At 70.8% G+C, this 24988-nt stretch carries 31 protein-coding genes; 21 read left to right on the top strand and 10 right to left on the bottom strand.

Translation table 11 applies throughout. The annotated features are described in order from the left end of the window. The first annotated feature begins 63 nt into the window (after positions 1-63). The 10 genes from CVV72_RS15870 to CVV72_RS15915 all read left to right on the top strand — a co-directional run bounded on the left by CVV72_RS15870 (position 64) and on the right by CVV72_RS15915 (position 6791). The gene (locus tag CVV72_RS15870; protein WP_219153140.1) at positions 64-810 is read left to right on the top strand and encodes a pyrimidine reductase family protein; all 747 of its coding nucleotides are present in this window, start codon (positions 64-66) and stop codon (positions 808-810) included. Next, on the top strand, positions 807-1364 hold the full coding sequence (locus CVV72_RS15875; protein ID WP_219153141.1) for an RNA polymerase sigma factor: 558 nt from the start codon (positions 807-809) through the stop codon (positions 1362-1364). Before CVV72_RS15870 ends, CVV72_RS15875 begins: the two co-directional genes overlap by 4 nt. Then, on the top strand, positions 1364-1789 hold the full coding sequence (locus CVV72_RS15880; RefSeq protein WP_219153142.1) for a hypothetical protein: 426 nt from the start codon (positions 1364-1366) through the stop codon (positions 1787-1789). The genes CVV72_RS15875 and CVV72_RS15880 overlap by 1 nt, the downstream gene beginning before the upstream one ends. Before the next feature lie 152 nt (positions 1790-1941). Further along, positions 1942-2391 carry an Asp23/Gls24 family envelope stress response protein gene (locus CVV72_RS15885; protein WP_034318147.1) on the top strand — a complete coding sequence of 150 codons (450 nt, stop codon included), beginning with the start codon at positions 1942-1944 and terminating at the stop codon, positions 2389-2391. Then, entirely contained in the window at positions 2391-2567 is a 177-nt protein-coding gene (locus CVV72_RS15890) for a hypothetical protein (protein ID WP_005157087.1), read from the top strand. Before CVV72_RS15885 ends, CVV72_RS15890 begins: the two co-directional genes overlap by 1 nt. Continuing rightward, a complete protein-coding gene (locus CVV72_RS15895) occupies positions 2564-2920 on the top strand; it encodes an Asp23/Gls24 family envelope stress response protein (RefSeq protein WP_219153143.1) in 357 nt (118 codons plus the stop codon). Before CVV72_RS15890 ends, CVV72_RS15895 begins: the two co-directional genes overlap by 4 nt. A gap of 14 nt (positions 2921-2934) precedes the next feature. Continuing rightward, positions 2935-3471, top strand: a complete 537-nt coding sequence (locus CVV72_RS15900; protein ID WP_219153144.1) for a DUF6286 domain-containing protein — start codon at positions 2935-2937, stop codon at positions 3469-3471. Beyond that, a complete protein-coding gene (gene amaP, locus CVV72_RS15905) occupies positions 3468-4055 on the top strand; it encodes an alkaline shock response membrane anchor protein AmaP (RefSeq protein WP_219153145.1) in 588 nt (195 codons plus the stop codon). The genes CVV72_RS15900 and amaP overlap by 4 nt, the downstream gene beginning before the upstream one ends. 28 nt (positions 4056-4083) lie before the next feature. After that, positions 4084-5163 carry an ATP-dependent DNA ligase gene (locus tag CVV72_RS15910; RefSeq protein ID WP_219153146.1) on the top strand — a complete coding sequence of 360 codons (1080 nt, stop codon included), beginning with the start codon at positions 4084-4086 and terminating at the stop codon, positions 5161-5163. 71 nt (positions 5164-5234) lie between these two features. Further along, the gene (locus tag CVV72_RS15915; RefSeq protein ID WP_219153147.1) at positions 5235-6791 is read left to right on the top strand and encodes an alpha/beta hydrolase; all 1557 of its coding nucleotides are present in this window, start codon (positions 5235-5237) and stop codon (positions 6789-6791) included. A 131-nt stretch (positions 6792-6922) separates the two neighbouring features. Here CVV72_RS15915 and CVV72_RS15920 read toward each other — a convergent pair whose 3' ends face one another. Next, positions 6923-7165, bottom strand: a complete 243-nt coding sequence (locus CVV72_RS15920; protein WP_219153148.1) for a DUF2630 family protein — start codon at positions 7163-7165, stop codon at positions 6923-6925. A 90-nt stretch (positions 7166-7255) separates the two neighbouring features. Here CVV72_RS15920 and CVV72_RS15925 point away from each other — a divergent pair, with 90 nt between their 5' ends. Further along, positions 7256-7615, top strand: a complete 360-nt coding sequence (locus CVV72_RS15925; protein ID WP_126731607.1) for a co-chaperone YbbN — start codon at positions 7256-7258, stop codon at positions 7613-7615. Between the two features lie 86 nt (positions 7616-7701). Here the strand turns inward: CVV72_RS15925 and CVV72_RS15930 are convergent, their stop codons facing one another. Both CVV72_RS15930 and pruA read right to left on the bottom strand, forming a co-directional pair. Further along, a complete protein-coding gene (locus CVV72_RS15930) occupies positions 7702-8631 on the bottom strand; it encodes a proline dehydrogenase family protein (protein WP_219153149.1) in 930 nt (309 codons plus the stop codon). A gap of 18 nt (positions 8632-8649) precedes the next feature. Beyond that, a complete protein-coding gene (gene pruA, locus CVV72_RS15935; protein ID WP_219153150.1) occupies positions 8650-10287 on the bottom strand; it encodes an L-glutamate gamma-semialdehyde dehydrogenase in 1638 nt (545 codons plus the stop codon). A gap of 125 nt (positions 10288-10412) precedes the next feature. Between pruA and CVV72_RS15940 the strand changes: the two genes are divergently transcribed. Further along, on the top strand, positions 10413-12017 hold the full coding sequence (locus CVV72_RS15940; protein WP_255632709.1) for a CdaR family transcriptional regulator: 1605 nt from the start codon (positions 10413-10415) through the stop codon (positions 12015-12017). Positions 12018-12056: 39 nt separating this feature from the next. Here the strand turns inward: CVV72_RS15940 and CVV72_RS15945 are convergent, their stop codons facing one another. The 5 genes from CVV72_RS15945 to CVV72_RS15965 all read right to left on the bottom strand — a co-directional run bounded on the left by CVV72_RS15945 (position 12057) and on the right by CVV72_RS15965 (position 15710). Next, complete coding sequence (locus CVV72_RS15945; RefSeq protein ID WP_034318126.1) at positions 12057-12293, bottom strand: S1 RNA-binding domain-containing protein; 237 nt, start codon at positions 12291-12293, stop codon at positions 12057-12059. Between the two features lie 156 nt (positions 12294-12449). Further along, the gene (locus CVV72_RS15950; RefSeq protein WP_219153151.1) at positions 12450-13490 is read right to left on the bottom strand and encodes an LLM class flavin-dependent oxidoreductase; all 1041 of its coding nucleotides are present in this window, start codon (positions 13488-13490) and stop codon (positions 12450-12452) included. A 7-nt stretch (positions 13491-13497) separates the two neighbouring features. Then, positions 13498-13890, bottom strand: a complete 393-nt coding sequence (locus CVV72_RS15955; protein ID WP_219153152.1) for a DUF6221 family protein — start codon at positions 13888-13890, stop codon at positions 13498-13500. Between the two features lie 223 nt (positions 13891-14113). Beyond that, the gene (locus CVV72_RS15960) at positions 14114-15133 is read right to left on the bottom strand and encodes a DNA polymerase domain-containing protein (RefSeq protein WP_219153153.1); all 1020 of its coding nucleotides are present in this window, start codon (positions 15131-15133) and stop codon (positions 14114-14116) included. 19 nt (positions 15134-15152) lie between these two features. Continuing rightward, complete coding sequence (locus CVV72_RS15965; protein WP_219153154.1) at positions 15153-15710, bottom strand: GNAT family N-acetyltransferase; 558 nt, start codon at positions 15708-15710, stop codon at positions 15153-15155. A 24-nt stretch (positions 15711-15734) separates the two neighbouring features. On the opposite strand from CVV72_RS15965, the gene CVV72_RS15970 reads away from it, so the two are divergent. The 9 genes from CVV72_RS15970 to CVV72_RS16010 all read left to right on the top strand — a co-directional run bounded on the left by CVV72_RS15970 (position 15735) and on the right by CVV72_RS16010 (position 22906). Next, positions 15735-16421 carry a TVP38/TMEM64 family protein gene (locus CVV72_RS15970; protein ID WP_219153155.1) on the top strand — a complete coding sequence of 229 codons (687 nt, stop codon included), beginning with the start codon at positions 15735-15737 and terminating at the stop codon, positions 16419-16421. 180 nt (positions 16422-16601) lie between these two features. Continuing rightward, positions 16602-18206 carry a serine/threonine-protein kinase gene (locus tag CVV72_RS15975; RefSeq protein WP_255632780.1) on the top strand — a complete coding sequence of 535 codons (1605 nt, stop codon included), beginning with the start codon at positions 16602-16604 and terminating at the stop codon, positions 18204-18206. 73 nt (positions 18207-18279) lie between these two features. Continuing rightward, a complete protein-coding gene (locus tag CVV72_RS15980) occupies positions 18280-18585 on the top strand; it encodes a hypothetical protein (RefSeq protein ID WP_034318111.1) in 306 nt (101 codons plus the stop codon). Between the two features lie 19 nt (positions 18586-18604). Continuing rightward, a complete protein-coding gene (gene msrB / locus CVV72_RS15985; protein ID WP_034318341.1) occupies positions 18605-19027 on the top strand; it encodes a peptide-methionine (R)-S-oxide reductase MsrB in 423 nt (140 codons plus the stop codon). A 69-nt stretch (positions 19028-19096) separates the two neighbouring features. Continuing rightward, complete coding sequence (locus tag CVV72_RS15990) at positions 19097-19939, top strand: TIGR04222 domain-containing membrane protein (RefSeq protein ID WP_219153157.1); 843 nt, start codon at positions 19097-19099, stop codon at positions 19937-19939. Beyond that, positions 19932-20711 (top strand): TIGR04222 domain-containing membrane protein, encoded by a 780-nt coding sequence (locus CVV72_RS15995; RefSeq protein ID WP_219153158.1) that lies wholly within the window; start codon positions 19932-19934, stop codon positions 20709-20711. Before CVV72_RS15990 ends, CVV72_RS15995 begins: the two co-directional genes overlap by 8 nt. Before the next feature lie 113 nt (positions 20712-20824). After that, positions 20825-21760 carry a TIGR04222 domain-containing membrane protein gene (locus CVV72_RS16000; RefSeq protein WP_219153159.1) on the top strand — a complete coding sequence of 312 codons (936 nt, stop codon included), beginning with the start codon at positions 20825-20827 and terminating at the stop codon, positions 21758-21760. After that, positions 21750-22565, top strand: a complete 816-nt coding sequence (locus CVV72_RS16005; protein ID WP_219153160.1) for a DUF692 domain-containing protein — start codon at positions 21750-21752, stop codon at positions 22563-22565. The genes CVV72_RS16000 and CVV72_RS16005 overlap by 11 nt, the downstream gene beginning before the upstream one ends. Next, positions 22562-22906: a hypothetical protein gene (locus CVV72_RS16010; RefSeq protein WP_219153161.1), complete on the top strand. Its 345-nt coding sequence runs from the start codon at positions 22562-22564 to the stop codon at positions 22904-22906. Before CVV72_RS16005 ends, CVV72_RS16010 begins: the two co-directional genes overlap by 4 nt. A gap of 19 nt (positions 22907-22925) precedes the next feature. Here the strand turns inward: CVV72_RS16010 and CVV72_RS16015 are convergent, their stop codons facing one another. Both CVV72_RS16015 and hemQ read right to left on the bottom strand, forming a co-directional pair. Then, on the bottom strand, positions 22926-24272 hold the full coding sequence (locus CVV72_RS16015) for a CoA transferase (RefSeq protein WP_219153162.1): 1347 nt from the start codon (positions 24270-24272) through the stop codon (positions 22926-22928). Positions 24273-24283: 11 nt separating this feature from the next. Beyond that, a complete protein-coding gene (gene hemQ, locus CVV72_RS16020) occupies positions 24284-24976 on the bottom strand; it encodes a hydrogen peroxide-dependent heme synthase (RefSeq protein WP_126731581.1) in 693 nt (230 codons plus the stop codon). Positions 24977-24988: the final 12 nt, after the last annotated feature.

A 24988-nucleotide genomic window follows, 5' to 3' on the forward strand; every position in this document is an offset into this window, starting at 1 on the left:
CCCTCCCTGACCGGGCGTATCCCCCGCTCAGCGGTGCCCTCGGGCGCGTGTTGGGATGTCGGTGTGCAGCTTCTGTGGCCAACGACACCGGCGGAACCCGTCTCCGACACCGACCTCGAGCGGCTCTACGGGTATCCCGAAGACCTGAACCGTCCCTGGGTCCAGGTCAACTTCGTCAGCTCCGCGGACGGCGCGGCGGCGGTCGACGAGTTGTCCGAGGGCCTTTCGCACCCCGCCGACAAGCGGATCTTCGTGCTGGGCCGGCTGCTCTCCGACGTGATCCTGGTCGGTGCCGGCACGGCGCGCGCCGAGGGCTACCGCGGCGCACGGGTCACTCCCGAACGCGCGGCCCGCCGGGTCGCGCTCGGCCGGTCCGAGGTCCCGCCGATCGCGGTGGTGACCCGTTCCGGTGAACTCGACCCCGAGGGCCCGTTGTTCACCGACACCAAGGTCCCGCCGATCGTCATCACCACCGAGCAGGCGCCGCGCGCCGAGCTGGAGCGCGCGGGCGCCGACGTCCTCGTCGCGGGGACGACCGACGTCGACCTCCACCGGGCGCTCGCATTGCTGGACGAGCGCGGCCTGCGCCGTGTCGACTGCGAGGGCGGGCCGGCGCTGTTCGCCGACCTGATCGCCGCCGGCCTCGTCGACCAGCTGTGCCTCACCGTCGCCCCGCTGCTGGCGGGAGCGGGCGAGAGCCGGATCGTCCGCGGCCGTCCTGCCCCGGAACCGCGCCGGATGGATCTCGCGTCCGTGCTCGTCGAAGACGGCTTCACCATGCTGCGCTATCGCCGACGGGAGGGCGGGTGAGCGAGGCCGCGCCGGTTCCCGACGAGGAACTGGTGGCCAGGGCCGCCGCCGGGGACCACGGTGCGTTCGACACCTTGGTCCGGCGGCACACGGCCAGGATGTACCGGGTGGCGCTGCGGATCACCGGCAGCTCGTCCGAGGCCGAGGACGTCGTCCAGGAGGCCTGGCTCTCCGCGTGGCGGGCGCTGCCCGCTTTCCGGTTCGAGTCCGCGGTGTCGACCTGGCTCTACCGGGTGACGACGAACGGCGCGCTCGGCGTGGTCCGGCGCCGGAAACCGACCGTGCCGCTCGACGAAGGCGACGCGGGCGTCGTGCCTGGTCCGGAGGGGCACGTGGTGAGCGCCGAGCAGGTCGGCACGGTGCTGCGCGCGATCGCCGAACTGGACGTCGGCCAGCGGATCCCGCTGATTCTGCGAGAATTCGAAGGGTTGACCTACGACGAGGTGGCCGAGGTGCTCGAAGTCAGCGTGCCCGCTCTGCGTGCCCGGCTGCACCGCGCGAGGGTGGCGCTGCTGGCGAAACTCGGCGACAACTTCCGACCCGGGGAACGGTGATGAGCGAGGATCCGCGCGACGACCCCCGGTGGCAGCAGGTGCGCGCCGCCGCGAGCCGTCCGGTGCCGACGCCGCCGGGACTCGTCGAACGGGTGCTCCGCTCGGTCGGCGGTGTCCGCGGCAGGCACACCACCGCCCCGCTCGACCTGCCCTCGTCGGGCGGCAAGACCCAGGTTTCGGAGCGGGCGCTGGTGCTGATGACCAGGAGCCTCGCCGCCGAGATCGGCCGCGAACTCGGCGGGGTGCACGTCGCGGCCGTCGCGCTCGAAGAGGACGTGCTCCAGGTGCTGGTGACGATCCGGTTCGGCGTCGAAGCGGCCGTCGCGGACCTGCTGCGCCACCGGGTCAGCGCGGCACTGACCGGTCAGCTCGGCTCCGCCCCGCCCGCGGTCAACGTCCACGTCGTCGACGTGCATCCGGACTGATCGGCGGCAAGGCGTCGATGTCCCGGAACTGATTACCCCATCCGGGGGACATCGCGTGACGGCTCGGCATGCGCGCGGGTCCTGGTCGGTGAGAGCGTAGGGAGCGCCGCGCGCGCAGGTCGCGCGGCACCGGCCGAGAAGGAGCGAACTTCATGGCGCAGCCGAGCGCGAGCAGGCCCGACACCCCCGTGGCGGGGGCGTCCCTCAACGAGGAAGGAGCCGCCGGCAAGACCACGATCTCGTCGGTGGTGGTGCAGAAGGTGGCGGGTCTCGCCACCCGCGAGGTGACCGGGATCCACGCGCTGGGCGGCGGGGTGTCCCGTGCCTTCGGCGCGATCCGCGAGCGCATCCCCGGTTCCGGCACGGTCACCACGTCCGGGGTGTCGGTCGAGGTCGGCGAGAAGCAGGCGGCCATCGACCTCGACGTGGTCGTCGAGTACGGCGCCCGCATCGTCGACGTCGCGCGGGCGGTGCGCCGCAACGTGATCGGCCAGGTCGAGCAGATCACCGGCCTCGAGGTGATCGAGGTCAACATCGCGGTCAACGACATCCACCTGCCCGACGAGAACGGCGGCGAGACCGAGACCTCGCGGGTCGAGTGATGAACGGGACCCAGACCGGCCTGCTCGCCGGCCTCATCCTCGGGCTCGCCGCGACCCAGGGCTTCACCGCGTTCCTGGTGACGCTGGCCGTCGGCGTCATCGGCCTCGTCCTCGGCCGCGTGCTCGACGGCGAACTCGACCTCGGCGACCTGTTCGGCCGGGGCCGCGACAAATGACCGTCCCGCCCGAGCCGGAGGATCGCGGCACCCTCACCATCGCGCCGTCCGTGGTCCGCAAGATCGCGCAGCACGCCGCGGACCAGGTCGACGGGACCACGCGCGCCGAGCGGCGGATCGCCGGGCTCGGGCTCGGGACACACGGCGCGAGCGCGAAGGTCGGCGGTGAGGGCAACGACGTCGATCTCGTGCTCGACGTGGCGCTGAACTATCCGGCGCCGGTGCGGCGGATCGTCGGCGACCTGCGCGCCAAGGTCACCGAGGAGGTCGAGCGGATCACCTCGTACCAGGTCCGGGACATCTCGGTGACGGTCTCCGCGCTCCTGCCCGACATCGCGCCCCGCGTCCGCTAGAAGGAGCAACCGGTATGCGTTTGATCGTCCGCCTGGTGTCGGCCCTGATCGGGCTGGCGCTGGCCGCCGCCGGGGTCCTGCTGGCGCTGGAGGTCGGCTGGGGCTGGTGGCGGCCGGGGCGAGGCCCGCTGTTCCTCCCCTGGGACGACTGGCGCGACAGGCTCGCGGAACAGACCTGGAACGCCCCCCTCGTCCGGTATCTCGCCATCGCCGTCGTGGTCGTGGGGCTGCTGCTGATCCTGGCGGCGGCCTCGGCCGGGCGGCGCGCCATCCGGCTGACCGATCCGGCGAACGAGGTCAGCGTGACCACGTCGCCGCGTTCCCTGGCGAGGCTGGTCGGGGTGACCGTGCGCGCGCAGGACAACGTCGCGGGCGCGAAGGTCACGGCCACCGCCAAGAAGATCCGTGTCCGCGCGACGAGCAGGCTGGAAACCGAAGGCGAGCTGCGTCCGCGGCTGCTGGCGACGGTCTCCGGTCTGCTCGAAGACGTCCCGTTGCTGCGGCGGCCGAAGGTCTCGGTCGTCGTCGACTCCCCGAAGGACCGCCGATGACCCGTTCGGTCTCCGCCAAGGCACTGGGCCGGTCCACCGGCACGGAACGGACCCTGACCGTCCTCATCGGACTCGTCGCGCTGCTCGGCGGCGCGGCGGCGCTCGTGGTCGGCGCGGGCTGGCTCGGCACGCACCGCGCCGGACGGCCGCTCGTCGACCCGATCGCCCTCGACTGGCTGTCACGGCACGCGCTCGCCTCCCGGATCGGCGCGATCGTGCTCGGCGTGCTCCTGCTGTGGCTGGGACTGTGGTGGTTCTTCCGGTCGCTGCGCCCGGAAGGCCGGCCGGATCTCGAACTCGACGACGATCTCGTGGTGACCGCCTCGGCCATCTCCGAGGCCGTCCGCGCCGACGCGGAGACGGTCGACGGGGTCGGGCGCGCCCGGGTCCGCGCGGTCGGCGACAAGGAGAACCCGGCGCTGCGGATCACGCTCTGGCTCGTCGAGGGCACCGACCTGAAACGGGTCTGGGAGCAGCTCGACCGCACGGTGCTGGCCCGCGCGCGGGAGTCGCTCGGGGTGGACGTCCTGCCGACGGCCGTCCGGATCGAACTCGACACGGCAGCACCGCAGCGGGTGCGCTGACCGGCTCGGTGCGGCAAGAATGGCCGTCATGTCGCTTCCCCTGACTCCGCCGGTCAAACCGATGCTCGCCAAACCGGCGAAGGCGATCCCCGATTCCGGCGACCTGCTGTTCGAGCCGAAATGGGACGGGTACCGCTGCCTGGTGTTCCGCGACGGCGACGAGCTGACCTTGCAGTCGCGGTCGGAGAAGCCGCTCAACCGGTACTTCCCCGAGGTCGTCGAGCGCTTGAAGGCGGCACTGCCGGAGCGGATCGTGCTGGACGGCGAACTGGTGGTCGCCCGGGACGGCAAGCTGGACTTCGACGCGCTCACCGACCGGGTCCACCCGGCCGAAAGCCGCATCAAGCTGCTGGCGGAGCAGACCCCGGCGGAGTTCGTCGCGTTCGACCTGCTGGCGCTGGGCGACGAGTCCTTTCTGGACGAACCGACCTCGAAGCGGCGGGAGCGGCTGGAAAAACTGGCCTCCGACGGCCTCCATCTGACTCCGGCCACTTCGGATCCGGCGATCGCACGGCACTGGTTCGAACTGTTCGAGGGCGCGGGGCTCGACGGCGTCATCGGCAAGCCGCTCGACGAGCCGTACACACCCGGCAAACGTGTGCTGCTGAAGTACAAGCACTCGCGCACCGCCGACTGCGTGCTCGCCGGGCTGCGCTGGCACGTCGACGGCGAACCGGGCGAGCTGGTCGGCTCGTTCCTGCTCGGGCTCTACGACGAGGACGGCGTCTTGCACCATCCCGGCGTCGTCGGTTCGTTCCCGGTCACCCGGCGGCGTGAGCTGGCCGAGGAGCTGGCGCCGCTGATCACCGACGGGACCGATCACCCCTGGCTGGGTGACAACGTGCGCGAGAACCAGCGGATCCCCGGCGGGATCACCCGGTGGAAGGCCAAGGAAGCCCCCTGGGTGCCGCTGAAGCTGGAAAAGGTGGTCGAGGTCGGCTACGAGCACACGGAGGCCGGGTATCCGTCGCGGTTCCGGCACACCGCGCAGTTCAAACGCTGGCGCCCCGACCGCGAGCCGTCCTCCTGCACCTATGCCCAGCTGGAGGAGATCGCCCGCTACGACCTGGACGCGGTGTTCCGCGGCGAGGTGAAACGCACCCGCTAACCGTGTCCTGACATCCGACCTGCGAAGCTCTGTCCCGAGCTTTGTCATGCCTTGGAAGTGAGGACCAGCCCGTGAGCACCGCCCGCCGCACGCCACGGCTGTTCCTGACGACCACCGTGGTGACGGCCGTGCTCGCGGGCTGCACGGCCGGGCCGTCGGTGCGGCCGGCGGTGATCGACAACGACGGTAAGCCGAACCCCGGCGGTCCGGCGGCGGCGCAGCAGGTACCGCTGCCGCCGCTCACCGAGCCGCGGTCGCCGTCGATCAAATGGGAGGACTGCGACGAAGCGACCCGCCAACGGCTGGGGCAGCCGTCCGTGCCGGACACGCTGAAGTTCTCCTGTGCCAGGGTGCCCACCACCCTCGACGCGCCGGACCTGCCCGGTCGCGGGCTCTCACGGCTTTCGGTGGTCAAGACCGGGGGCGGGCCGATCCCGCTCGTCGTGGTCAACGACGTCGACGGTGAGCCGGGGTCGCTGTACGCCGCGCGGCTGGCCGCGACGCTGCCGCCCGAGTTCCTGCAGAAGTTCTCGCTGATCGGCGTGGACCGGCGCGGGACGGGGACGTCCATGCCGGTGCAGTGCATCCCCGCCGAGATCCGCACCGATCTGCTCGGCGCCGATCCGGCCGCCGCCGACCTCGAAGGCGTCGTCGACGCGGCACGCCGGGCGGGTCAGCAGTGCGCCATCGAACTGGACGACGCGCAGGTCGCGATGGACAGCTGGCGGGCAGCGGGCGACCTCGAAGAGCTCCGGGAGCAACTGGGGCTGGACAAGCTGCACGCGCTGGGCCACGGCGACGGCTCGAAGGTCCTCGCCGAATACGCCGTGCGGTTCCCGGCCCAGGTCGGCCGGGTCATGCTCGACGGGCTGCCCGACCCCGCCCCCGACGCGACCGCCACCCAGGAATCCGTCGCCGCGAGCGCGCAGGCGACCCTCGACGCGTTCGGCGCCGACTGCATCGCGAGGGGCTGCCCGATCGGCGACGCGCGCGCGGCCGTGACCGCCGTCGCCGACCGGCTCCGGTCGGCGTCCGCGACGACCACCGACGGCGAGGAGATCACTCCGGGGATCGCGCTGTACGCCGTCTACTCCGGGCTCGCGCAGCGCTCGCGCTGGGTGGAACTCGCCGAGGCGCTCAAGGCCGCGCAGACCGGCGACGTCACGCCGCTGGCCGCGTTCGCCGAGCCGGTGCTGAAGGACACCAAGGCGCGGCCGTCGCGGCTGGACGGCACGCTCGCGACCAAATGCAACGACAGCGCGACCCGGCTCTCGGCCGAGGAACTCACGCGCGCGACCACGACCTTGCGCGACAAGTATCCGCAGTTCGGTGTCTTCGCCGCACAGCAGCTGGCCTGGTGCAGCCCGTGGCCCGTGCGCCGGGAACCGCTTCCGCCCGCGGGAGCGCCGGGCGCCCCGCCGATGCTCGTCGCGGGCACCGCGACCGACCCGGTCACGCCGGAGCAGGGCACTGGCCGGGCGGCCGACCAGATGCCGAGCGCGGTGACGATCACCTGGCAGGGCGCCGGGCACGGCGCCCTGAGCCTCTCGCCGTGTGTCGCGGACGCGACGCGGGCCTTCCTGATCGACGGAAAGGTGCCCGTCGACGGGACCCTCTGCCCGGCCTGATCACTCACGTGAGCGAATCGGCCTCCTGCCGGTAAGACGCCACGGCACGGTGCGAAAGCCACTTTCGCAACGTTCAAGGTTGCGAAAGTGGCTTTCGCAACCCCACGCCGCCGTCCCCGGCCCGAAAACCGCTACTGCCGGTAAGACTCCACTTCGGAGATCGGCCGCGCCGAAGCCTGGTCCGGATCCTCGTCGAACTCCACCCGTGCCCGCCGCTGCCGCAGCAGGTCCCAGCACTGGTCCAGCTGCTGCTCCACACTCGCGAGCCGGGACCGGTCGTCCGAGCTCAGCCCCGTGCCGATCGCCCGTGAACGGAGCTCGTGCTCCTCGCTGACCAGCTCGTCGATCCGGTTGAGGATGTCCCCGTCGGCCATCTGCGCCTCCTGCGAAACGTGGGTTGCTCCATCCGAGACGCTACGCGCCCTCGCGGGAATGCGCGTCCCGCCCGATTCGTTACGGCGGGCATGAGCACTGTGGAGCTGACCGCCGCCAACTTCGATCAGGTCGTGTCGGAGAACGACTTCGTGATCATCGACTTCTGGGCGGGCTGGTGCATGCCGTGCCGCCAGTTCGCACCGACCTACGAGAAGGTGTCGGGCAACCACGACGACATCGTCTTCGCGAGCGTCGACACCGAGGCCGAGCAGCAGCTGGCCGCGGCCTTCGACGTGCGTTCGATCCCCACGCTCGCGGTGATCCGCGACAAGACGGTCATCTACGCACAGCCGGGCGCGCTCCCGGAGAAGACGCTGGAAGACCTCATCCAGCAGGCGCGCGACATCGACATGGACAAGCTCAAGGAAGAGGCGGCCAAGGAGGCCTGACGAGCATGGAGAAGGGGCCCTTCCCTGCGGGTTTCGCCGGAAAGGGCCCTTCGTCGTTCAGCGGACCAGTGCCACCGGGGACCGGGTCAGCCCCGGGTGGCGAGTCCGCGCAGGAAGAACGCCAGGTTCGCCGGGCGTTCCGCCAGCCTGCGCATGAAATAGCCGTACCATTCGTCGCCGTAGGGGACGTAGACGCGCATCGTCTTGCCGTCGCCCGCGATCCGGCGCTGCTCTTCGGGACGGATCCCGTACAGCATCTGGAATTCGTGGTCGTCCGCCTTGCGGCCCGCGTCGGCCGCGAGCTTCTCGGCGATCGCGATCATCCGCGGGTCGTGCGAGGCGACCATCGGATAACCCTTGCCCTGCATGAGGATCTTCAGGCAGCGCACGTAGGACCTGTCCACTTCGGACTTGTCCTGGAACGCGACCTCCTCGGGTTCGGCGTACGCGCCCTTGCACAACCGGACGCGGGAACCTTCGGTCGCCAGATCGCGGCAGTCCTGCTCGGTGCGCCGCAGGTAGGCCTGCAGCACCGCACCGACCCACGGGTACTCGGTGCGCAGTTCCCGCAGGATGCCCAGCGTCGAGTCGGTGGTGGTGTGGTCCTCCATGTCGAGGGTCACCGTGGCGCCGACCGCTTCGGCCGCCGCGCAGATCTTGCGGGCGTTCTCCAGCGCGACCTTCTCGCCGTCGGCAGGCAGGAACTGCCCGACGGCGGACAGCTTCACCGAGACGTCCGCGCCGAACGCGAGGCCGTCGGCCGCCAGCGCGGTCAGCAGTTCCTCGTAGGCGCGGACCGTGGTCGCGGCCTGCTCGGCATCGGTGGTGTCCTCGCCGAGGTGGTCGAGGGTGACCCGGAGGCCCTGGTCGGCCAGTTCACGGACCACCCGGGCGGCGTCGGGCGTCTTCGAACCGGCGACGAACCGGCTGACCACCGATCGGGTGGCGGGGACGACCTCGACCAGCTTGCGCATCCGCTGGGATCGAGCGGCGGCGAGCAACGGGGCACGCAACATCACGGACTCCTGGAGAACTCAGCCCTGGTGGGGGTAACGGACGCTGGTGGGCGGAACGAAGGTCTCCTTGACCGAGCGCGGGCTCGTCCAGCGGAGCAGGTTGAACACCGAACCGGCCTTGTCGTTGGTGCCGGACGCGCGGCCGCCGCCGAAGGGCTGCTGGCCGACGACCGCACCGGTCGGCTTGTCGTTGACGTAGAAGTTGCCGGCGGCGAAGCGCAGCGCCTCGGACGCCTTCGCGACGGCCGTGCGGTCGTTCGCGATGACCGCGCCGGTGAGCGCGTAGTCGGCGGTCTCGTCGACCAGCTTCAAGACGTTGTCGAAGCCCGCGTCGGTGCTGTCGTCGTAGACGTGCAGCGCGAGGATCGGGCCGAAGTACTCGGTGCGGAAGATCTCGTGCTCCGGGTTGTCCGACACCAGGATCGTCGGGCGCACGAAGTAGCCGACGCTGTCATCGGCGGTACCACCGGCGATGACCTCGATTTCGGGGTCCTCGGCCGCGTTCTTCAGCACGGCGGCGTGCTTGTCGAAGGCGCGGCGGTCGATCACGGCACCACCGAAGTTGCTCAGGTCGTTGACGTCGCCGTAGGTGATGGCCTCGGTCTCGGAGACCAGCTCGTCCTTCAGGCTCGCCCAGAGCGAACGCGGGACGTAGGCGCGGGACGCGGCCGAGCACTTCTGGCCCTGGTACTCGAAGGCGCCGCGGATCAGCGCGGTGCGCAGGATGTCGACGTCGGCGGAGGCGTGCGCGAGCACGAAGTCCTTGCCGCCGGTCTCGCCGACCAGCCGCGGGTACGTGCGGTAGCCGGAGATGTTGGCGCCGACGGTGGCCCACAGGTGCTGGAAGGTCGCGGTGGAACCGGTGAAGTGGATCCCGGCCAGGTCGCGGTGGGTCAGGGCGACCTCGGAAACGGCCTTGCCGTCGCCCGGAAGCAGGTTGATGACGCCCGGCGGCATGCCCGCCTCTTCGAGCAGCCGCATCAGCATGTGCGCGGCGTAGCTCTGCGTCGGCGACGGCTTCCACAGCACGACGTTGCCCATCAGCGCGGGCGCGGTCGGCAGGTTGCCGGAGATCGCGGTGAAGTTGAACGGGGTGATGGCGTACACGAAGCCCTCGAGCGGGCGGTGCTCCATCCGGTTCCAGATACCGGGCGAGCTGACCGGCTGCTCGGCGAGGATCTGACGGCCGAAGGCGACGTTGAAACGCCAGAAGTCGATCAGCTCGCAGGCGGAGTCGATCTCGGCCTGGAACGCGGTCTTCGACTGGCCGAGCATGGTGGCGGCGTTCAGCTTGGCGCGCCACGGGCCGGCCAGCAGGTCGGCGGCACGCAGGATGATCGCGGCGCGGTCGTCGAAGGACAGCGCGCGCCAGCCCGGGGCGGCGGCCTTGGCCGCGGCGATCGCGTCGCGGGTGTCCTGCGCGGTCGCGCTGTGGATGACGCCCAGCACGGCCTTGTGGTTGTGCGGCTGGACGACCTCGATCTTCTCGCCGCCGCCCTTGCGCTGCTCACCACCGATCGTCGCGGTGATGTCGATGGGGTCGGCGTTGCCCAGCAACTTGAGCGCGCCCTCGAGTTCAGCGCGCTCAGCGCTGCCCGGTGCGTAGTTCAGCACCGGCTCGTTCTTCGGGGCGGGGGTCTGGGTCACGGCGTCCACTGACTGCTCCTGACTGCACTTCGCCGGGTAGAGGTCTCACCCCGAACGGTAGCCCTGACGGCTCCCCGACGGCTTGTTCGACTGGCTAGAATCAGGGTGACCATCTTGTCCGATCGGCTTAACCGGTGATCACAGTGTCCTCCCTGACCACTCAGACGGCCCCTGGCGCTTCCCTGCGGCATGTCCTCGCCACCCTTGGGGAACCGCTGGTCAGGGTGCTCGCGGCCCCGGGCGGGCTCGGTGTCGGCGTGGAGGAGGTCGTCATCCACGATCCGGAGGATCCGCCCGACGCCCATCCGGGTGACCTCGTCCTGGTGATCGGCGCTCGCGGACGCTCCGCCGCGGGTGCGATCCGGGCGGCGGCGCGGTCCGGCGCGGCCGCCGTCGCGGTCAAGAACGGCATGGCCGTCGTGAACGTCGCGGCCGACGCGGGGATCGCGCTGATCGAAGTCGGCCACGAAGCGCGCTGGGAACAGGTCGAAGCCCTGGCCAGGGGCGTCGTCGACGCCGCTCGCGCAGGTGGCGAGGCGGACAGCGGCGAGGTCCTTGGCGATCTGTTCTCACTAGCGCAGACCATCGCGACCCTGACCGGCGGCCTGGTCAGCATCGAGGACACCGCGAGCCGCGTGCTGGCCTATTCGCGGGCGGGCGACGAGGTGGACGAGCTGCGCAGGCTTTCCATCCTCGGCCGCGAAGGCCCGGAACGCTATCTCGCGATGCTGCGCGAATGGGGCGTTTACCAGCGTCTTCGCGCCGGTGAAGGCATCGTCCGCATCGACGAACGGCCCGATCTCGGCATCCGGCGGCGGATCGCGGCCGGGATCCACGCCGGATCGCAGCCGCTGGGCACGATCTGGGTCCAGGAGGGCGCGCATCCGCTCACCGAAAGCGCGGAGGTCGCCCTGCTCGGCGCCAGCCGCGCGCTCGCGCCGCAGCTGATCCGGCACCGGACGCTGCCCAGCCCAGAACTCCGCTTGCGCGAGGATCTGCTGGCGGGGCTGCTCGACGGCCGACTCGACGCCGAGTCCGTCGCCGACGACATCGGCGCGGATCCCGGGAAACCGGCCATGGTGCTGGCGTTCTCGCTCCCCCGCGACCGGGCCGCGACCGACCGGCAGCTCCGGCGCGCGGAGCTGGTGCACCTGATCACCGTGCACACCGCCGCGTACCGGCGGAGCGCGCTGGTGAGCGTGATCGGCGGCCGGGTCTACGCGCTCCTTCCCGACCTCCCCGAGCACGCCGAACCGCGGATCCTGACGCTGGCCAAGGAAATCGCCGGTACCGCGCGACGACATCTCGACGTCCGGGTGCGCGCGGCGCTGGGCGGTGTGGTCCCCAGCCTCTCGGACGCGGCGGCCTCGCGTGGCGACGCGGACCGTGTCCTGGCGACGATGGCGCGCGGGCACGGGACCGCGGAGGTCGCCTCGCTGGCCGACGTCCGGGCCGAGGTCCTGCTCTCGGAGGTGCTCGCGTTCCTCGGCGAGCAGCCGAGGATCCGCGATCCTCGGCTGACCGAACTGGTCGCCCACGACGCCGAGCACGGCGGCATCCTGGTGCCCGCCGTGCTCGCCTATCTCGACGCGTTCGGCGACGTCCGGAAGGCGGCGCGCGAGCTGAACATCCACCCGAACACGGTCCGCTACCGGGTGCGCCGCGCCGGCGAGGTGTGCGGGATCGATCTCGACGACCCCGCGCAACGCATCCTCACCCAGCTTCTGTTGCGCCTCTAGGGTTTCCCTGCCCGCTTCGAGAGGGCGAAACGCGCCGGATCAGGCCAGGATCAGGCTGAACCGCCGGTTCTGGACGTCCAGCTTGTCCAGCCGTACCACGACGGCCGCCCCGGCGGCGAGCGGGCCGGTTCCGCCGACGGTCGGCAACAGCCCTTCCATCCCGGGGGCCACTTCGACGAACGCGCCGAACGGGAGCACCCGCGTGACGACGCCGTCCAGAACGCCGCCATCGGCGTGCGCGGTGACGAAAGCCCGCCAGTTTTCGGTGGGAGACATGCGATTCACCTCCTCTCCATGCATGGTCCACAGCTCAGGACACATACGGGAGAAGGTGGGCCGCGGGCCCACGCGGAGCTCAAGCGGAGGCCGGGGAACCCGTCCGCTCACGGCACGAGGCCGACCCGGCAGTCATGGCCGTGACCCTAGCAAAACTCACGACGCCGCGGCCAGGCTCCGAAGCCCGGCGACCTCGGCCAGCGCGCGATAGGAATCCAGCCGCTCCATCTGGTCGAAAGTGCTGGTGGTCACCAGGATCTCGTCGGCTCCGGTCGTGGCGGCGAGCTCGGCCAGCCGGTCGCCGATCTCGTCCGGGGTGCCGGCGAGCTGACCGTCGAGCGCCCGGTCCAGCCGCTCCCGGTCGCGGTCCGACAGCGGACCGGCGAGGATCTCTTCCACCGGTGCCAACGGCGGGAAGACGCCGTGCGTCCGCGAGTAGACCGTCGACCACGCTTCGGGGATCAGCAACCGCCGTGCCCGTTCGGCCGTCTCGGCGACCGCGATCGCCGTGGACACCACGACGTACGGCCGCGGCGCCCGCGCGGACGAGCGGAACCCGGAGCGGTACCCCTCGATGGCTTCGAGCATCGGTCCCTCACCCCGGACCGGCGCGATCACCAGCGGCAGCCCCAGTTCCGCGGCCAGCCGCGCCCCGGCGCCGGTGGCCAGCAGGAACGTGGGCACGCTCAGGCCTTCCGCGGGGATGGCGTGCACACCCGGATACGTCGTCTGATCGCCCGCGAGGAAGCCCAGCAGCTCGCGAACCTGGTCACCGAAGCGATCGGCGTCGTCCTTGTCGTGCCCGAGCGCCTGCCGGACCCCGCCGGTGAACCCGACCGAACGCCCCAGCCCCATGTCGATCCGGCCGGGGAAGAGCGATTCGAGTACACCGAACTGTTCCGCGACCACGAGCGGCCGGTGGTTCGGCAGCATCACGCCGCCCGTGCCGACCCGGATCCGTTCGGTCGCCGAAGCGATGGCGGCCGCCAGCACCGTCGGCGCCGAACCGGCGACGCCGGGCACGCTGTGGTGTTCGGAGACCCAGAACCGGTGATAACCGAGCGCTTCGATGTCCCGCGCGAAGGCGACCGTGTCCCGCAGGGCGCGGGGCGCGTCGCCGCCGCGGCGGGTCGGGGACCGGTCCAGTACCGAAAGCGTGATCACCTTCGGGTCAACGCGCCCGGACCGGGCGGGCATTCCCCGCTCAGGGGCGCCAGCGCTCGCTGTAGTCCGGGTGGTCGGCGTGCGGCAGGGCCAGCAACCGCAGGGTCAGGCACCAGTTCGTCCCGGCCTCGTCGGCGGGCACATGGCAGGTCTCGCACCAGTACTCGTTGCCGTACAAGGGGAATCCGGGCACCTTCTCCGAGACCGTGGTGCGGTGCACCTGCAGGAGCCGCCGGGTCGCCTCGATCTCGTTGATCATCTGATTGACCGTGTCGAGTTCGAGGTCGTTGAGCGAACGGATCTTCTTTTCGATGACGACCTTGGTCTCACCGCGAGTGAGCGATTCGTTGATCTCGGTTTTCTTGACCGCCTGCATGATCAACGCCTGGCGTTGCCCCACACGCGCGGCGAGAAAGGCGATCAGGTCGTCCACGGGTACTCCTTCGTCTCCCCCAGCCTAGTGTTCGGAGGGAAATGTCGCTGGCAGGAAGACCTGCGTTACGGCTGAGTCCCACGCGTCACACAGTCTCGTATCGATCCACCGCGTCACGGTGACTGGTTTCTGGATCGACATGAAAGCGCAATCACTCCGGGAGCAAAACGAAGGAAGGCGCGAATTGGTCACCGATACCGCACGCGTCGTCACTTGACGCGTGCTACGTGTCGTCCCGCGCCTTGCTCGGCTGGACGCGCTTCGGCTCGCCGGGCATCTTCGGGTAGTCCGGCGGGTACGGCATCTCGCCGACGCCGTGATCACGCTCGTCCCGCGCGTACCACTCCAGCAACGTCTCGATGCCGAACGCCTGCTCGTCCATCGGCGCGTGCAGGTCGCCACGCTCGGCGTAGAAGGCGCCCGCGGTGAGGACGTCGAAGTCGTCCGGATCGACCTCGGTCAGCAGATCCCAGGTCAGCGGCGTCGACACCGTCGCCCGTGCGGTGCCACGGACCGACCAGGACGACGCCACCGTGCGGTCGCGGGCGGCCTGGTTGTAGTCGATGAAGACCCGGCCGCCGCGTTCTTCCTTCCACCACGCGATGGTCGCCTTGTCCGGGATCCGGCGCTCGACCTCACGGCCCAGCGCGATCACCGCGTGCCGGACGTCGATGAAGTCCCACTCCGGCCGGATCCGCACCAGGACGTGCACGCCGCGGCCGCCCGAGGTCTTCGGGTACCCGACCAGACCAGCCGAGTCGAGGACCTCGCGCACCACGCCCGCGACCTCGACCGCGTCGGCGAAGCCCGCCTCGTCCGGCGGGTCCACGTCGATGCGGAGTTCGTCGGGATGGTCGACGTCGGGCCGCCGCACCGGCCAGGGGTGGAAGTCGAAGGTGCCCAGGTTCGCCGCCCAGGCGAACACGGCGGGCTCGGTCGGGCAGACCTCTTCGGCCGTCCGGCCGGACGGGAAGGTGATCTTCGCGGTCTCCACCCACTCCGGGGCGCCCTTCGGCACGCGCTTGGCGTAGAACCACTCGCCCTCGACGCCGTCGACGTAGCGCTTCAGCGTCGTGGGCCGCTCCCCGATCGCGCGCAGCAGAGGCTCTCCGACCGCGACGTAGTGCTCCACGACCTGGCGCTTCGTGATCCCCCGGGCCGGGAAGTACACCTTGTCCGGGCTGGACACGCGGACCTTGCGCCCGCCCGCCTCGACCTCGATCGGCTCACCGTTCTTGGGCATGCGGACACCGTATCGCCGATCAGGGCCGGGGATCGGTCTTCAGGATTGCCATCGTGACGACGTCATGCCATTCGCCGTCCCACCACAGCGCTTCCCGCTGGAGCCCCTCACGGACGAACCCGGCTTTCTCGTAAGCACGCTGGGCCCGAGGGTTGTAGTCGAAGACCTCCAGCGAGACGCGATGCAGGCCGACGACGTCGAACGCGTAGTCCAGCAGCAGCCTGGTCGCCTCGGTGCCGTAGCCCACGCCGAAGAACTCCGGCCCGTTCAGCGCGATGCGGAACGACGCGGAGCGGTTGTCCTTGTCGACGTCGGTGAGTGCGAGATCGCCCACGTGCGCACGATCCTCCGTGCGCACGATCGCGTAGTCCGCGCGATCGTCGAGGCCCCTCCGCCCGGCGAGCCAGGTCCGGATCTGCTTGGGGGCGAACCGGGTGTGCGTCCCGGTCAGCCGGATGGTTTCGGGCTCCTGCAGAGCCTTCCACGCGGTCTCGAAGTAGGTTTCGTCGAGCTGCGTGAGCACGACGAGCTCGCCGGTGAGTTCGGGCTGCGTCCGCAGCGCCTCGGTGTCGATCACAGCGGACACGGTACGGTTGAGGCGGTGTCCGGCCGAACCAAATTGATCCTCGCGCTCACCGTGCTCGCCGTCTTCGTGACGGCCGCGGTCCTGTTGCCGATCCCGGGTCCGGCCGGGCTGCGGGCCTGGGCGGCCGAGACCGGCCCGGCCACCCCACTCGTGTTCTTCCTGGTCTATTCGGTCCTGACCGTGGCACCGATCCCGCGCACCGTGTTCAACCTGGCGGGCGGGCTGCTGCTCGGCGCCACGACGGGCATCGTCGTCGGCATCCTGGCGACCACGGTCGCGTCGGCGCTCTCGTTCGCTCTTTCGAGGGCACTCGGCCGCGATCTGGTCACCCGGCACCTGCACCGGGCGAAGGTCCGTGCGGTCAACGACCGGCTTTCCGACGGCGGGGTCCTGGCGATCACCTCCTTACGGCTGATCCCGATGGTGCCGTTCGCTCCGTTCAGTTACCTGTGCGGAGTGTCATCGGTCCGTTTCGCCCCGTATCTGCTCGGAACCGCGCTCGGCAGCCTGCCGGGGACGATCGCGGTCGTCGTCCTCGGCGACGCGCTGACCGGGGAAACACCGCCCGCCCTGCTGATCTGTTACGCCGTGTTCGCCGCGGCGGGGGCCATCGGGCTCCTCAAGGTCTTCCGGCGCGAAGCCCGGCCGGTACCCGAACCGAGCGATGAGGAAGAATTGCCCGCCTCCGCACCGGCGAGCTGACGGGGAGCCGAAACCGCCGCCCGCTACACTCGATCGGGTGCGCGGGACCTGTCAGGTCGCGTAACGCCACCATCACCCGGGATGTGTTCGTCAAAGAATGTGTCAGGAGCAGTCGCCATCGACACCGGTCAGCTGATCGCTGGGCACTACCGCCTGGTCGAGCAAATTGGTAGCGGTGCCATGGGGGTGGTCTGGCGTGCCATCGATGTCCGCCTCGAGCGCTCGGTGGCGGTCAAGCAGATCCTCCCGCAGCCGGGTGTCTCCGAGGCCGAACGCGACAACATGCGCCAGCGCGCCATGCGCGAGGCGAAGAACGCGGCCCGGTTCCAGCATCCGAACGCGATCGTGGTGTTCGACATCGCCGAGCACGGCGGCGATCCCTGCCTGGTGATGGAGTACCTGAACGGCCCGAGTCTCTCGGCGATCATCTCCGAAGAAGGCACGCTGCCGCTCGGGCGCGTCGCGAAGATCGGCGAGCAGGTCGCGTCGGCGCTGGTGGCCGCGCACCGCGCCGGGATCGTGCACCGCGACGTCAAACCGGGCAACATCCTGATCGACGAGGCCGGGACCGCGAAGATCACCGACTTCGGCATCTCCCGGGCCGCCGGCGACATGACGCTCACCCAGACCGGCCTGATCGGCGGCACCCCGGCGTATCTCGCGCCCGAGCTGGCGCGCGGCTCCGACCCGGTGCCCAGCTCTGACGTCTTCGCTCTCGGCGCGACGCTCTACCAGGCGATCGAGGGCCAGACCCCGTACGGGAACAGCTCGAACCAGCTGGCGCTGCTGTACGCGGCCGCGAATGGCCAGATCAACCCGCCGCAGCAGGCGGGCCCCGCGACGGCGCTGCTGATGAGCCTCCTGCGCACCGAGCCCACCGAGCGTCCGACCATGGCCGAGGCCAGGGAACGTCTCGCCGCGCTGGCGGCGAACGAATCCGGCGCGGGCATGGCCGCGTCGCCGCGGCTTTTCGGAGCGGGCGGCGGTAGACAGCCCGCCGTGCCCGACACCCCGGGGCACGGCATCCCCGGCGGAGAGCGGCCGCCGTGGCAGCGGACCGACAAGCCCGCCGAGTCCGCCGCGGGCGCTCCCCCGGCTCCGGCCAAGACCCACACGCCGACGGCCGCCTTCATCCCGATGCGCTCGCCGTCCGCCCCGCCGAACACGCCGCCGCGTCCGGTCGCCGCGATGAGCCCGCCGCCGTCCGCGGCCGCCCCGATGCGGCCGTCCCCGGCCAAGCCCGCCGACGCCAAACGCAAGGCCGTCCTGTTCGCGGGCGCCGGTGCCGCCGTCGTGGTGGTCGCCGTGATCGTGTTCCTGGTCCTCAATTCGGGCAACGGGACCGACAACCAGGGTGGCAACAACGCCGGGGCGAACCCGAAGACCAGTGTCTCTTCGCCCAAGTCGAGTGCGCCGTCCTCGTCGCGCCCCTCGCCGGCGGGCCTGGGGAAGACCCCCAGCGAGAAGGTCACGAGCTACTCGAGCGTGGGCTCCTTCCTCCTGGACTTCTTCGATACCGGCAAGATCGGCACGTCCGAGAGCTGGAACAAGCTCACGGACGCCGCGAAGGCCGTCTACGGCTCAGAACAGGCTTTCGCCGACTACTGGGCCGCGCACAAGGTCACCGGCTCGGAGAAGGCACGAGCCGACAGCGGCGGCGGTAACCCCGACGGGTCGATCGACATGAACATCACGATCAACGGCGGCCCGCGGCCGGCGCTGCGTGTGGTCCAGGTCGGCGGCCAGTACCTCATCGACGCCGACACGCGAGTACTCGGCAACTGACGCAGCGTGGCGGTGGTGAGACCCGCCTCGCTGGTGGTAGGCCAATCGCCGCTCGTGGCTTACTGTTGCCGGTATGGCCGATAGCGGACCTTTCGGACCTGGCCAGAATCCTCGCTTCCAGGAGGATCTGGTAGGCCTCGACCCGTACGATCCCGAAGCCCGTGCCTTCGCCGAGCATCTGGACCGCATCGAACGCTGCGGCCCGAATTTCACCGTGGAAGCCTGCCTCGACGGTGTCTCCGATTTCGCCGACTCCAGCAACCGGATCGGCGGTCTGCGCTGGTGGATTTCGGCACTCGTCGTGATCCTCATCGTGCTCGGCGTGATGGTCACCGCATGGGACATCATCGGCCGGGCCATCGCGTGGCTCGCGGGGTAACGTGGAACCGGTGAAAGGCATGAAACCCGTTGTCGGAGCCACGCCCCGCGTGGTCAAGTCCGAGCAGGAATGGCGGGAACAGCTCAGCCCCGACGAGTACGCCGTGCTCCGCCAGGCGGGCACCGAGCGCCCCTTCACCGGTGAGTACACCGACGAGAAGACCACCGGTGTCTACCAGTGCCGAGCCTGTGGCGCCGAGCTGTTCCGCAGCGACACGAAATTCGAAAGCCACTGTGGCTGGCCGTCGTTCTACGACCCGGCCGACACCGACGCCGTCCTCCTCCGTGAGGACACCACCATGGGGATGCGCCGGATCGAGGTGCTGTGCAAGTCGTGCCACAGCCACCTCGGGCACGTCTTCGAAGGCGAGGGCTACGCCACGCCGACGGATCAGCGGTACTGCATCAACTCGATCTCGCTGAAGCTCGTTCCCGAGTCGTAACCAACCGAAGCGAACCACCGCCCTCCCCGACGCGTTCATGGTGAACAACGTCAGGGAGGGCGGTGTCGTATGAACGAACCATGGGGGATCTCGGGACCGGCTTTCGCGTGGCTGTACGGCTGCCTCGTCGTGCTGCCGTTCCTCTTCGCCGGACTGTGGGCCCAGTCGCTGCGGCGTCGTGCCGCCGACGAGTGGACGCCGCCGGGCCCCTACCACCTCGCCGCGCTGGACGGTGGCACCGAACGGGTCGCCGATGTCGTGGTGGCCACCATGGTCGCCGGTGAGCAGATACGGCTGGACAGCCGAGGGCGCGTCACGGTCCTCCGCGCCGCATCGGGGGATCCGCTCACGCGCGCCGCCGCCGAACTCGTTCCGCGAGCGGGTGCCGGCGGGCTCTACCGGTTGAAGAAGCTGCTGAGCCGGAGCGCCGCCGTCCAGGAAGTGCGCAACGAACTTCAGCTGAGCGGCCTGCAAGTGGACGAACGCCGCCGTCGCACCGGGTGGCTGGTGGCCTTGATCGTCTACCTCCCCGTGCTCGCGCTCGGGCTGGCGAGGTTCGCCAACGCCCTCCCGCTGGGTCGCCCGGCCGGGGTGCTGGCGGGTCTCCTCCTCGCGGTGGTCGCGGCCATCGCCGGGACCGTCCTTCTCCTGCGGCCGAGCCGCGCAGTCCTGCCAACCGCGGCCGGTCTGCGCGTCCTCGGCGCGGCCCGGCGGAATCCTGCTCTGCTCCCCGGAGTGGCGGGCGCGGTGGCGCTCGGCGGCTTGGCGGCGTATCCCGATCCGGTCATGGCGGACATGCTGGTCAGGAGCGGCGACGCCACCGCCAAGGGGTCGGCGGGTTCGTCGAGCGGGGGAAGCGGCTGCGCGAGCGGTTCTTCCTGCGGAGGAGGCGGAGGTGGGTGCGGTGGCTGACTTCGGGTGGCTCCACGCACCGGCGATCGCGCTTCCCGTCACGGTGGCGGCGCTTCATGTGCTTCGGCTCCGGCGCGGCTTTCACGACGGCGACGGGTTGCCGAGCGTGCGGCATGTGGCGGCCTTGGCGGGTGGCGCCTCGCGGGTCACCGAAACGGTGGTCGCCTCGATGCTCGAACGGGACCAGGCCCGGCTCGGTGGTTCGGGCAGGATCTACCGCACTCCCCTGGTTCCGGTCGACCCACTGGGGCTGGAGCTCGCCGGTCACCTGTCGGCCTTCCCCGACCACGAGTTGCGGAAGAGGATGAGCCACGGCCCGGCGATGCGAGCGCTGTGGGCCGAGTTGGGCCGCCGGGGCCTGGTCGTCGCCGAAGGACGCCGACGGCTCACGTGGAGGATCGCCGCCGCCGTCTACGCCGTCCTTCTGGGGGTCGGGACGGTCCGGTGGATCGCCACCGACGGCACCGTGGTCCTGACCGTGCTCCTCGTCGTGGCACTGGCCTTGCTGATCGTCTCCCTCCGGCTCGGCCGGACCGATCACGAGGGCCGGACGACGGCCGCGGGCCGCGCGGTGCTGGCCGAGGCGGAGTCGGATCGAAGCCTCGTTTCGGGTGCGGCGGGCGCGGTGGCCATCGGCGGCTTCGCCGCGTATCCCGATCGCCAGGTCGCCGCCATCCTGAGCCGCTATGGCGGGCGGCCCGCCAAGGACACCCGCACCTTCGGCTGGGGTGACGGTCCCGGTTCGAGCACCTGCGGGACCGGCGGCCACTGACGGCCCAACTGCCGTCGTGGAGACCCGCTCCGGATGGTCGAATCACGGAACCACGACCGGGCGGAAAAGCGTCCGACTACGGTAAGTGCACCTGCTCGTGAAAGGCCCGTGCGATGGAAGACACCTGGGGCATCCCCGGCCCTGCGTTCCTGGTGATCTATGGCGCCCTGCTGGTGTTCCCGCTGGTCGTCGGTCTCGTGTGGACGGTCGCGGCCAAGCTCGGCGCCAAGGTCCCGCGCGCCACCGTGAGCGGACCGGAACCGACGGTGTACGAACTCGCGTATCTCGCCGGCGGCCCGGACCGCGTGGTCGACACGGCCATCGCGGCGCTGGTCGACCGCGGGACGTTGCGGGTCAGCAGCTCGAAGCAGCTCCAGCTCACCGGCTCCCTGCCCGCCGACCCGATCGAGAAGGCCGTCGCCAAGGGCGCGCGGCCGGGCTACAACGCCACGACCCGCGGCATCCGCGACCGGCTGCGGATGTCGGGGCCGATGCAGGCGCTCGCCAAAGGACTGGAGGAGCGGGGACTCGTCGTCGCGGACCGGTCGCCCCGGATCCGCCAGGTCGTGTTCTTCCTGTACCTCGCCGTGCTCGTACTCGGCGTCGTCCGCCTGGTCGCCGGGATCTCCGGTGACCGCCCCGTCGGTTTCCTCATCCCGCTGCTGATCGCGGCCGTTTTCGCGACGCTGATCGCCCGGGCGGTCAAGAACAAGCGGTCGGGCCCGCGGCCGACCAGCGAAGGCGGCCGGATCCTCCACCGGGCCAGGTCCGTCCATGGCCGGGAGCGCAAACGCGGCATCCCGAACGGACCGGGTTACGCCGGTGCGGCCGGCGGCGCCTTGCTGGGTGGCGCCGCGGCGGCGGTCGCGTTCGGCGGCCTCGCCTACTACCCGGACGAGGAACTGAGCGCGGCCCTGATCCCGCCTCCGGTCCCCGGGGGTTTCGGCGGCGGTTCGTCCGGCGGCGGCTCCACGTGCAGCACCGGCGGAGGAAGCTCGTGCAGCAGCGGAGGCGGGAGTTCCTGCGGAGGCGGCGGCTGTGGTGGCTGACGCGCCGGGCAGGCTCGGGATCGGCATCGGCTGGCGGCACGAGCTGGACCTGTCGATCGCGCGGCTGCCCGGCGTCGACTGGGTCGAGGTCGTCGCCGAGAACCTGCACGCCGGGCACCTTCCCGAAACCCTGGTCGCGTTGCGCGACAAGGGAATGCCGGTCCTGCCGCACGCGGTCTCGCTCTCGCTGGGCGGGGCCGAGCCGCTGGACACCGCGCGCGTCGAGCATCTCGCGGAGGTCACCCGCGCGCTCGGCGCGCCGATGGCCAGCGACCACGTGTGCTTCGTGCGCGCGGGCGGGCTCGACTCGGGTCATCTGATGCCGCTCCCCCGCACCCGGGAAGCGCTGGATGTCCTGGTGGACAACGTCAAACTGACGCAGTCCATCGTGGAGGTCCCGTTCGCGCTGGAGAACATCGCGGCGGTGCTGGACTGGCCGGACGCGGAGTTCACCGAGTCGGAGTTCCTGCGGGAGCTCACTGACCGGACCGGCTGCCTGCTGATCATCGACGTCGCCAACCTGTACGCCAACGCCCGCAACCTCGGTACCGATCCCGAACGGTTCCTCGACGAGATCCCGTGGGAACGGCTGGCGTACACGCATATGGCCGGCGGTGTCGAACGCGACGGCGTCTACCACGACACGCACGCCCATCCCGTCGTCCCGGCGGTACTGGATCTGCTGCGCGAACTGCGCCGCCGCACCGAGCCACCGGGTGTCCTGCTGGAACGCGACGACGACTACCCGTCCGACACGGAACTGGCGGCCGAGCTGGCCGCGTTGCGAGAAGCGGTCTCGCCGTGACGTCGCCCCGGGAGCGGCTCGCCGCCCAGCAGGCGGAGCTGCTCAAGGCGCTCCTCGCGGGAGGCGACGCCCCGGCGGGCTTCGACGCGGACAGGCTCCGTATCGAGGCGAACGTCCTGCGGAACAAGCAAAGCAGGCTCGCCGCCTACCTCCGTCCGGACCTCGCCGAGGCCCTCGGCGACCGGTTCGCCGCGCTGTTCCGCGAGTACGCGACCAGCCATCCGAAGACCGACGCGATCCGCGCGCGGGCCTACGCCGACGCTTTCGGCGCCTGGCTCGTGGACCGCGGCGAAGTACCGAAGCCCCGGGGCCGGTTCTCGACCTGGCTACGCCGCAATTAGTCACCTGCTTGCGGCACGATCACCAGACCGGGCGGTCGCTTCCGGGTACGTGCGTCGCTTCGGTCCACTGTGGATTCGAGCTCGGCAGGGTTCCCGCCATCTTGACCCGGGTGATCCGGCCGAGCCGGCCTTCGACGTCTTCGAGCCATTCGCCGCCGTCGAAGCCGGCGGGCCCGGCTTCCTTGCGCCCCAAGGAGTTCAGCCACTCCCCCGTCCCGGCGAGCGACGTCCGGACGTGCTGGCTGCCGCCCTCGGTGGCGGCCCGGCGGACGGCGGTCATGATCGCCGCCGCGGTCAGCCAGCCGGTCGCGTGGTCGAGCGCCTGCACCGGAAGCGGTCCCGGGCCGTCGAGCCCGGCGGCCTTGCCGCCCTCATCGGCGATTCCCGACGCCATCTGCACCAGGCTGTCGAACCCGCGCCTGCGCGCCCATGGCCCTTCCCAGCCGTACGCCGACAGGTCCGCGACGACGATGCCCGGCCGGAGTTCGGCGATCGCTTCCGGCGAGAAACCCTTGGCCACCAACGAACCCGGCCGGAAACCCTGGAGAACGACGTCGGCGCGGGCGATCAGCTTACGGAGCCGCGAGCGTCCGGCTTCGGTCTCCAGGTCGACGTACGCCGAGAGTTTGCCCATCCCGGTGTCGACGGCCAGCGGCGGCACGGTCGGCAGCTGGGCCGACCCGATGTGCATGACGGTGGCGCCGTGCGCGGCGAGCACGCGGCCCGCGACCGGCCCGGCGATGACGTGGGTCAGGTCCAGGATCCGGACCCCGCCCAGCGGCCGGTCGGACTCGAACAGCCGCACGGGTTCCGACGGCCCGAGCGGCCGGATCTCGGCGACCGGCAACGCGCTCGACGCCTGTCCTTGCTTGTGCGCCAGCCATTCCTCGCGCGTGCGCATGACGGCGGCGGCACCACCGGCGCCGATGACCGCCGACTCGACCTCGTACTTCGACTTGGCCGCGACGACCTTCTCGAACGCCGCATGTGTCGCGGGCACGCCCAGGCCCCAGCACACGGCGGAGACGTGCCGCGGGTAGTTGCAGTGCAACCGCACCCAGCCGTCGTTCGCGCGGTAGTCGCCGGACAGCGGCGCGCTGAACGGCACCGGTTCCCCGTCGACCCGGATGTACTGCTCGCTGTGGAACGACGCGGCGGCGTGCCGGGTGTCGACCGAGACCTTGCCCGGCTCGATTCCGCGCAGCCGCAACAGTTCCCCGGCGGCCAGCGTCGCCGCGGCGATACTCGTCGTCGCCGCCTCCTCGACCCGGAAGGTCCCGGGCAGCACCGAATCGGGGCCGGTGATCTCGACGGCGTCTTCGGCGAGGGTCTCGCCGGTGAGCGTGGTCCAGACGCGCGTGTCCACGGAGGCCTTCACTAGGGCAGGAGCGCGATCAGCTCGGCCGGTTCCACCTTGGTCCCGGTGTAGAACGGGATCTCCTCCCGCACGTGGAGGCGGGCCTCGGTGCCGCGCAGATGCCGCATGAGGTCGACGATGCGGTGCAGTTCGTCGGCCTCGAAGGCCAGGATCCACTCGTAGTCGCCCAGCGCGAACGACGCGACCGTGTTGGCGCGGACGTCCGGGTAGTCGCGGGCCTCCTTGCCGTGGTCGGCGAGCATCTTGCGGCGCTCGTCGTCCGGCAGCAGGTACCACTCGTAGGAGCGCACGAACGGGTAGACGCAGATGAACTTGCGGGCCTCTTCACCGGCGAGGAACGCCGGAATGTGGCTCTTGTTGAACTCCGCCGGGCGGTGCAGCGCGACCTGGCTCCACACCGGCGCCGACGCGCGGCCGAGCGGAGTGTGCCGGAAGCCGCTGTAGGCCGCCTGGACCTGCTCGATCTCCTCGGCGTGCCACCAGATCATGTAGTCGGCGTCGGCGCGCAGCCCCGAGAGGTCGTAGACGCCGCGGACGACGACGCCCTTGGCCTCCAGGGCGTCGAGGTACTCGGTGGTCTCCGCGGTCGCCTTCGCGCGGTCTTCGCCGAGCTTGCCCTGCTCGGCCCGGAAGACCGACCAGGCGGTGTAGCGGATGGTGTCATTGAGCTCGTTGTAGTTCAGCCGCGCCATACCGCCATCTTG

The sequence above is a fragment of the Amycolatopsis sp. TNS106 genome, assembly GCF_019330265.1.
GTDB lineage: Bacteria > Actinomycetota > Actinomycetes > Mycobacteriales > Pseudonocardiaceae > Amycolatopsis > Amycolatopsis lurida.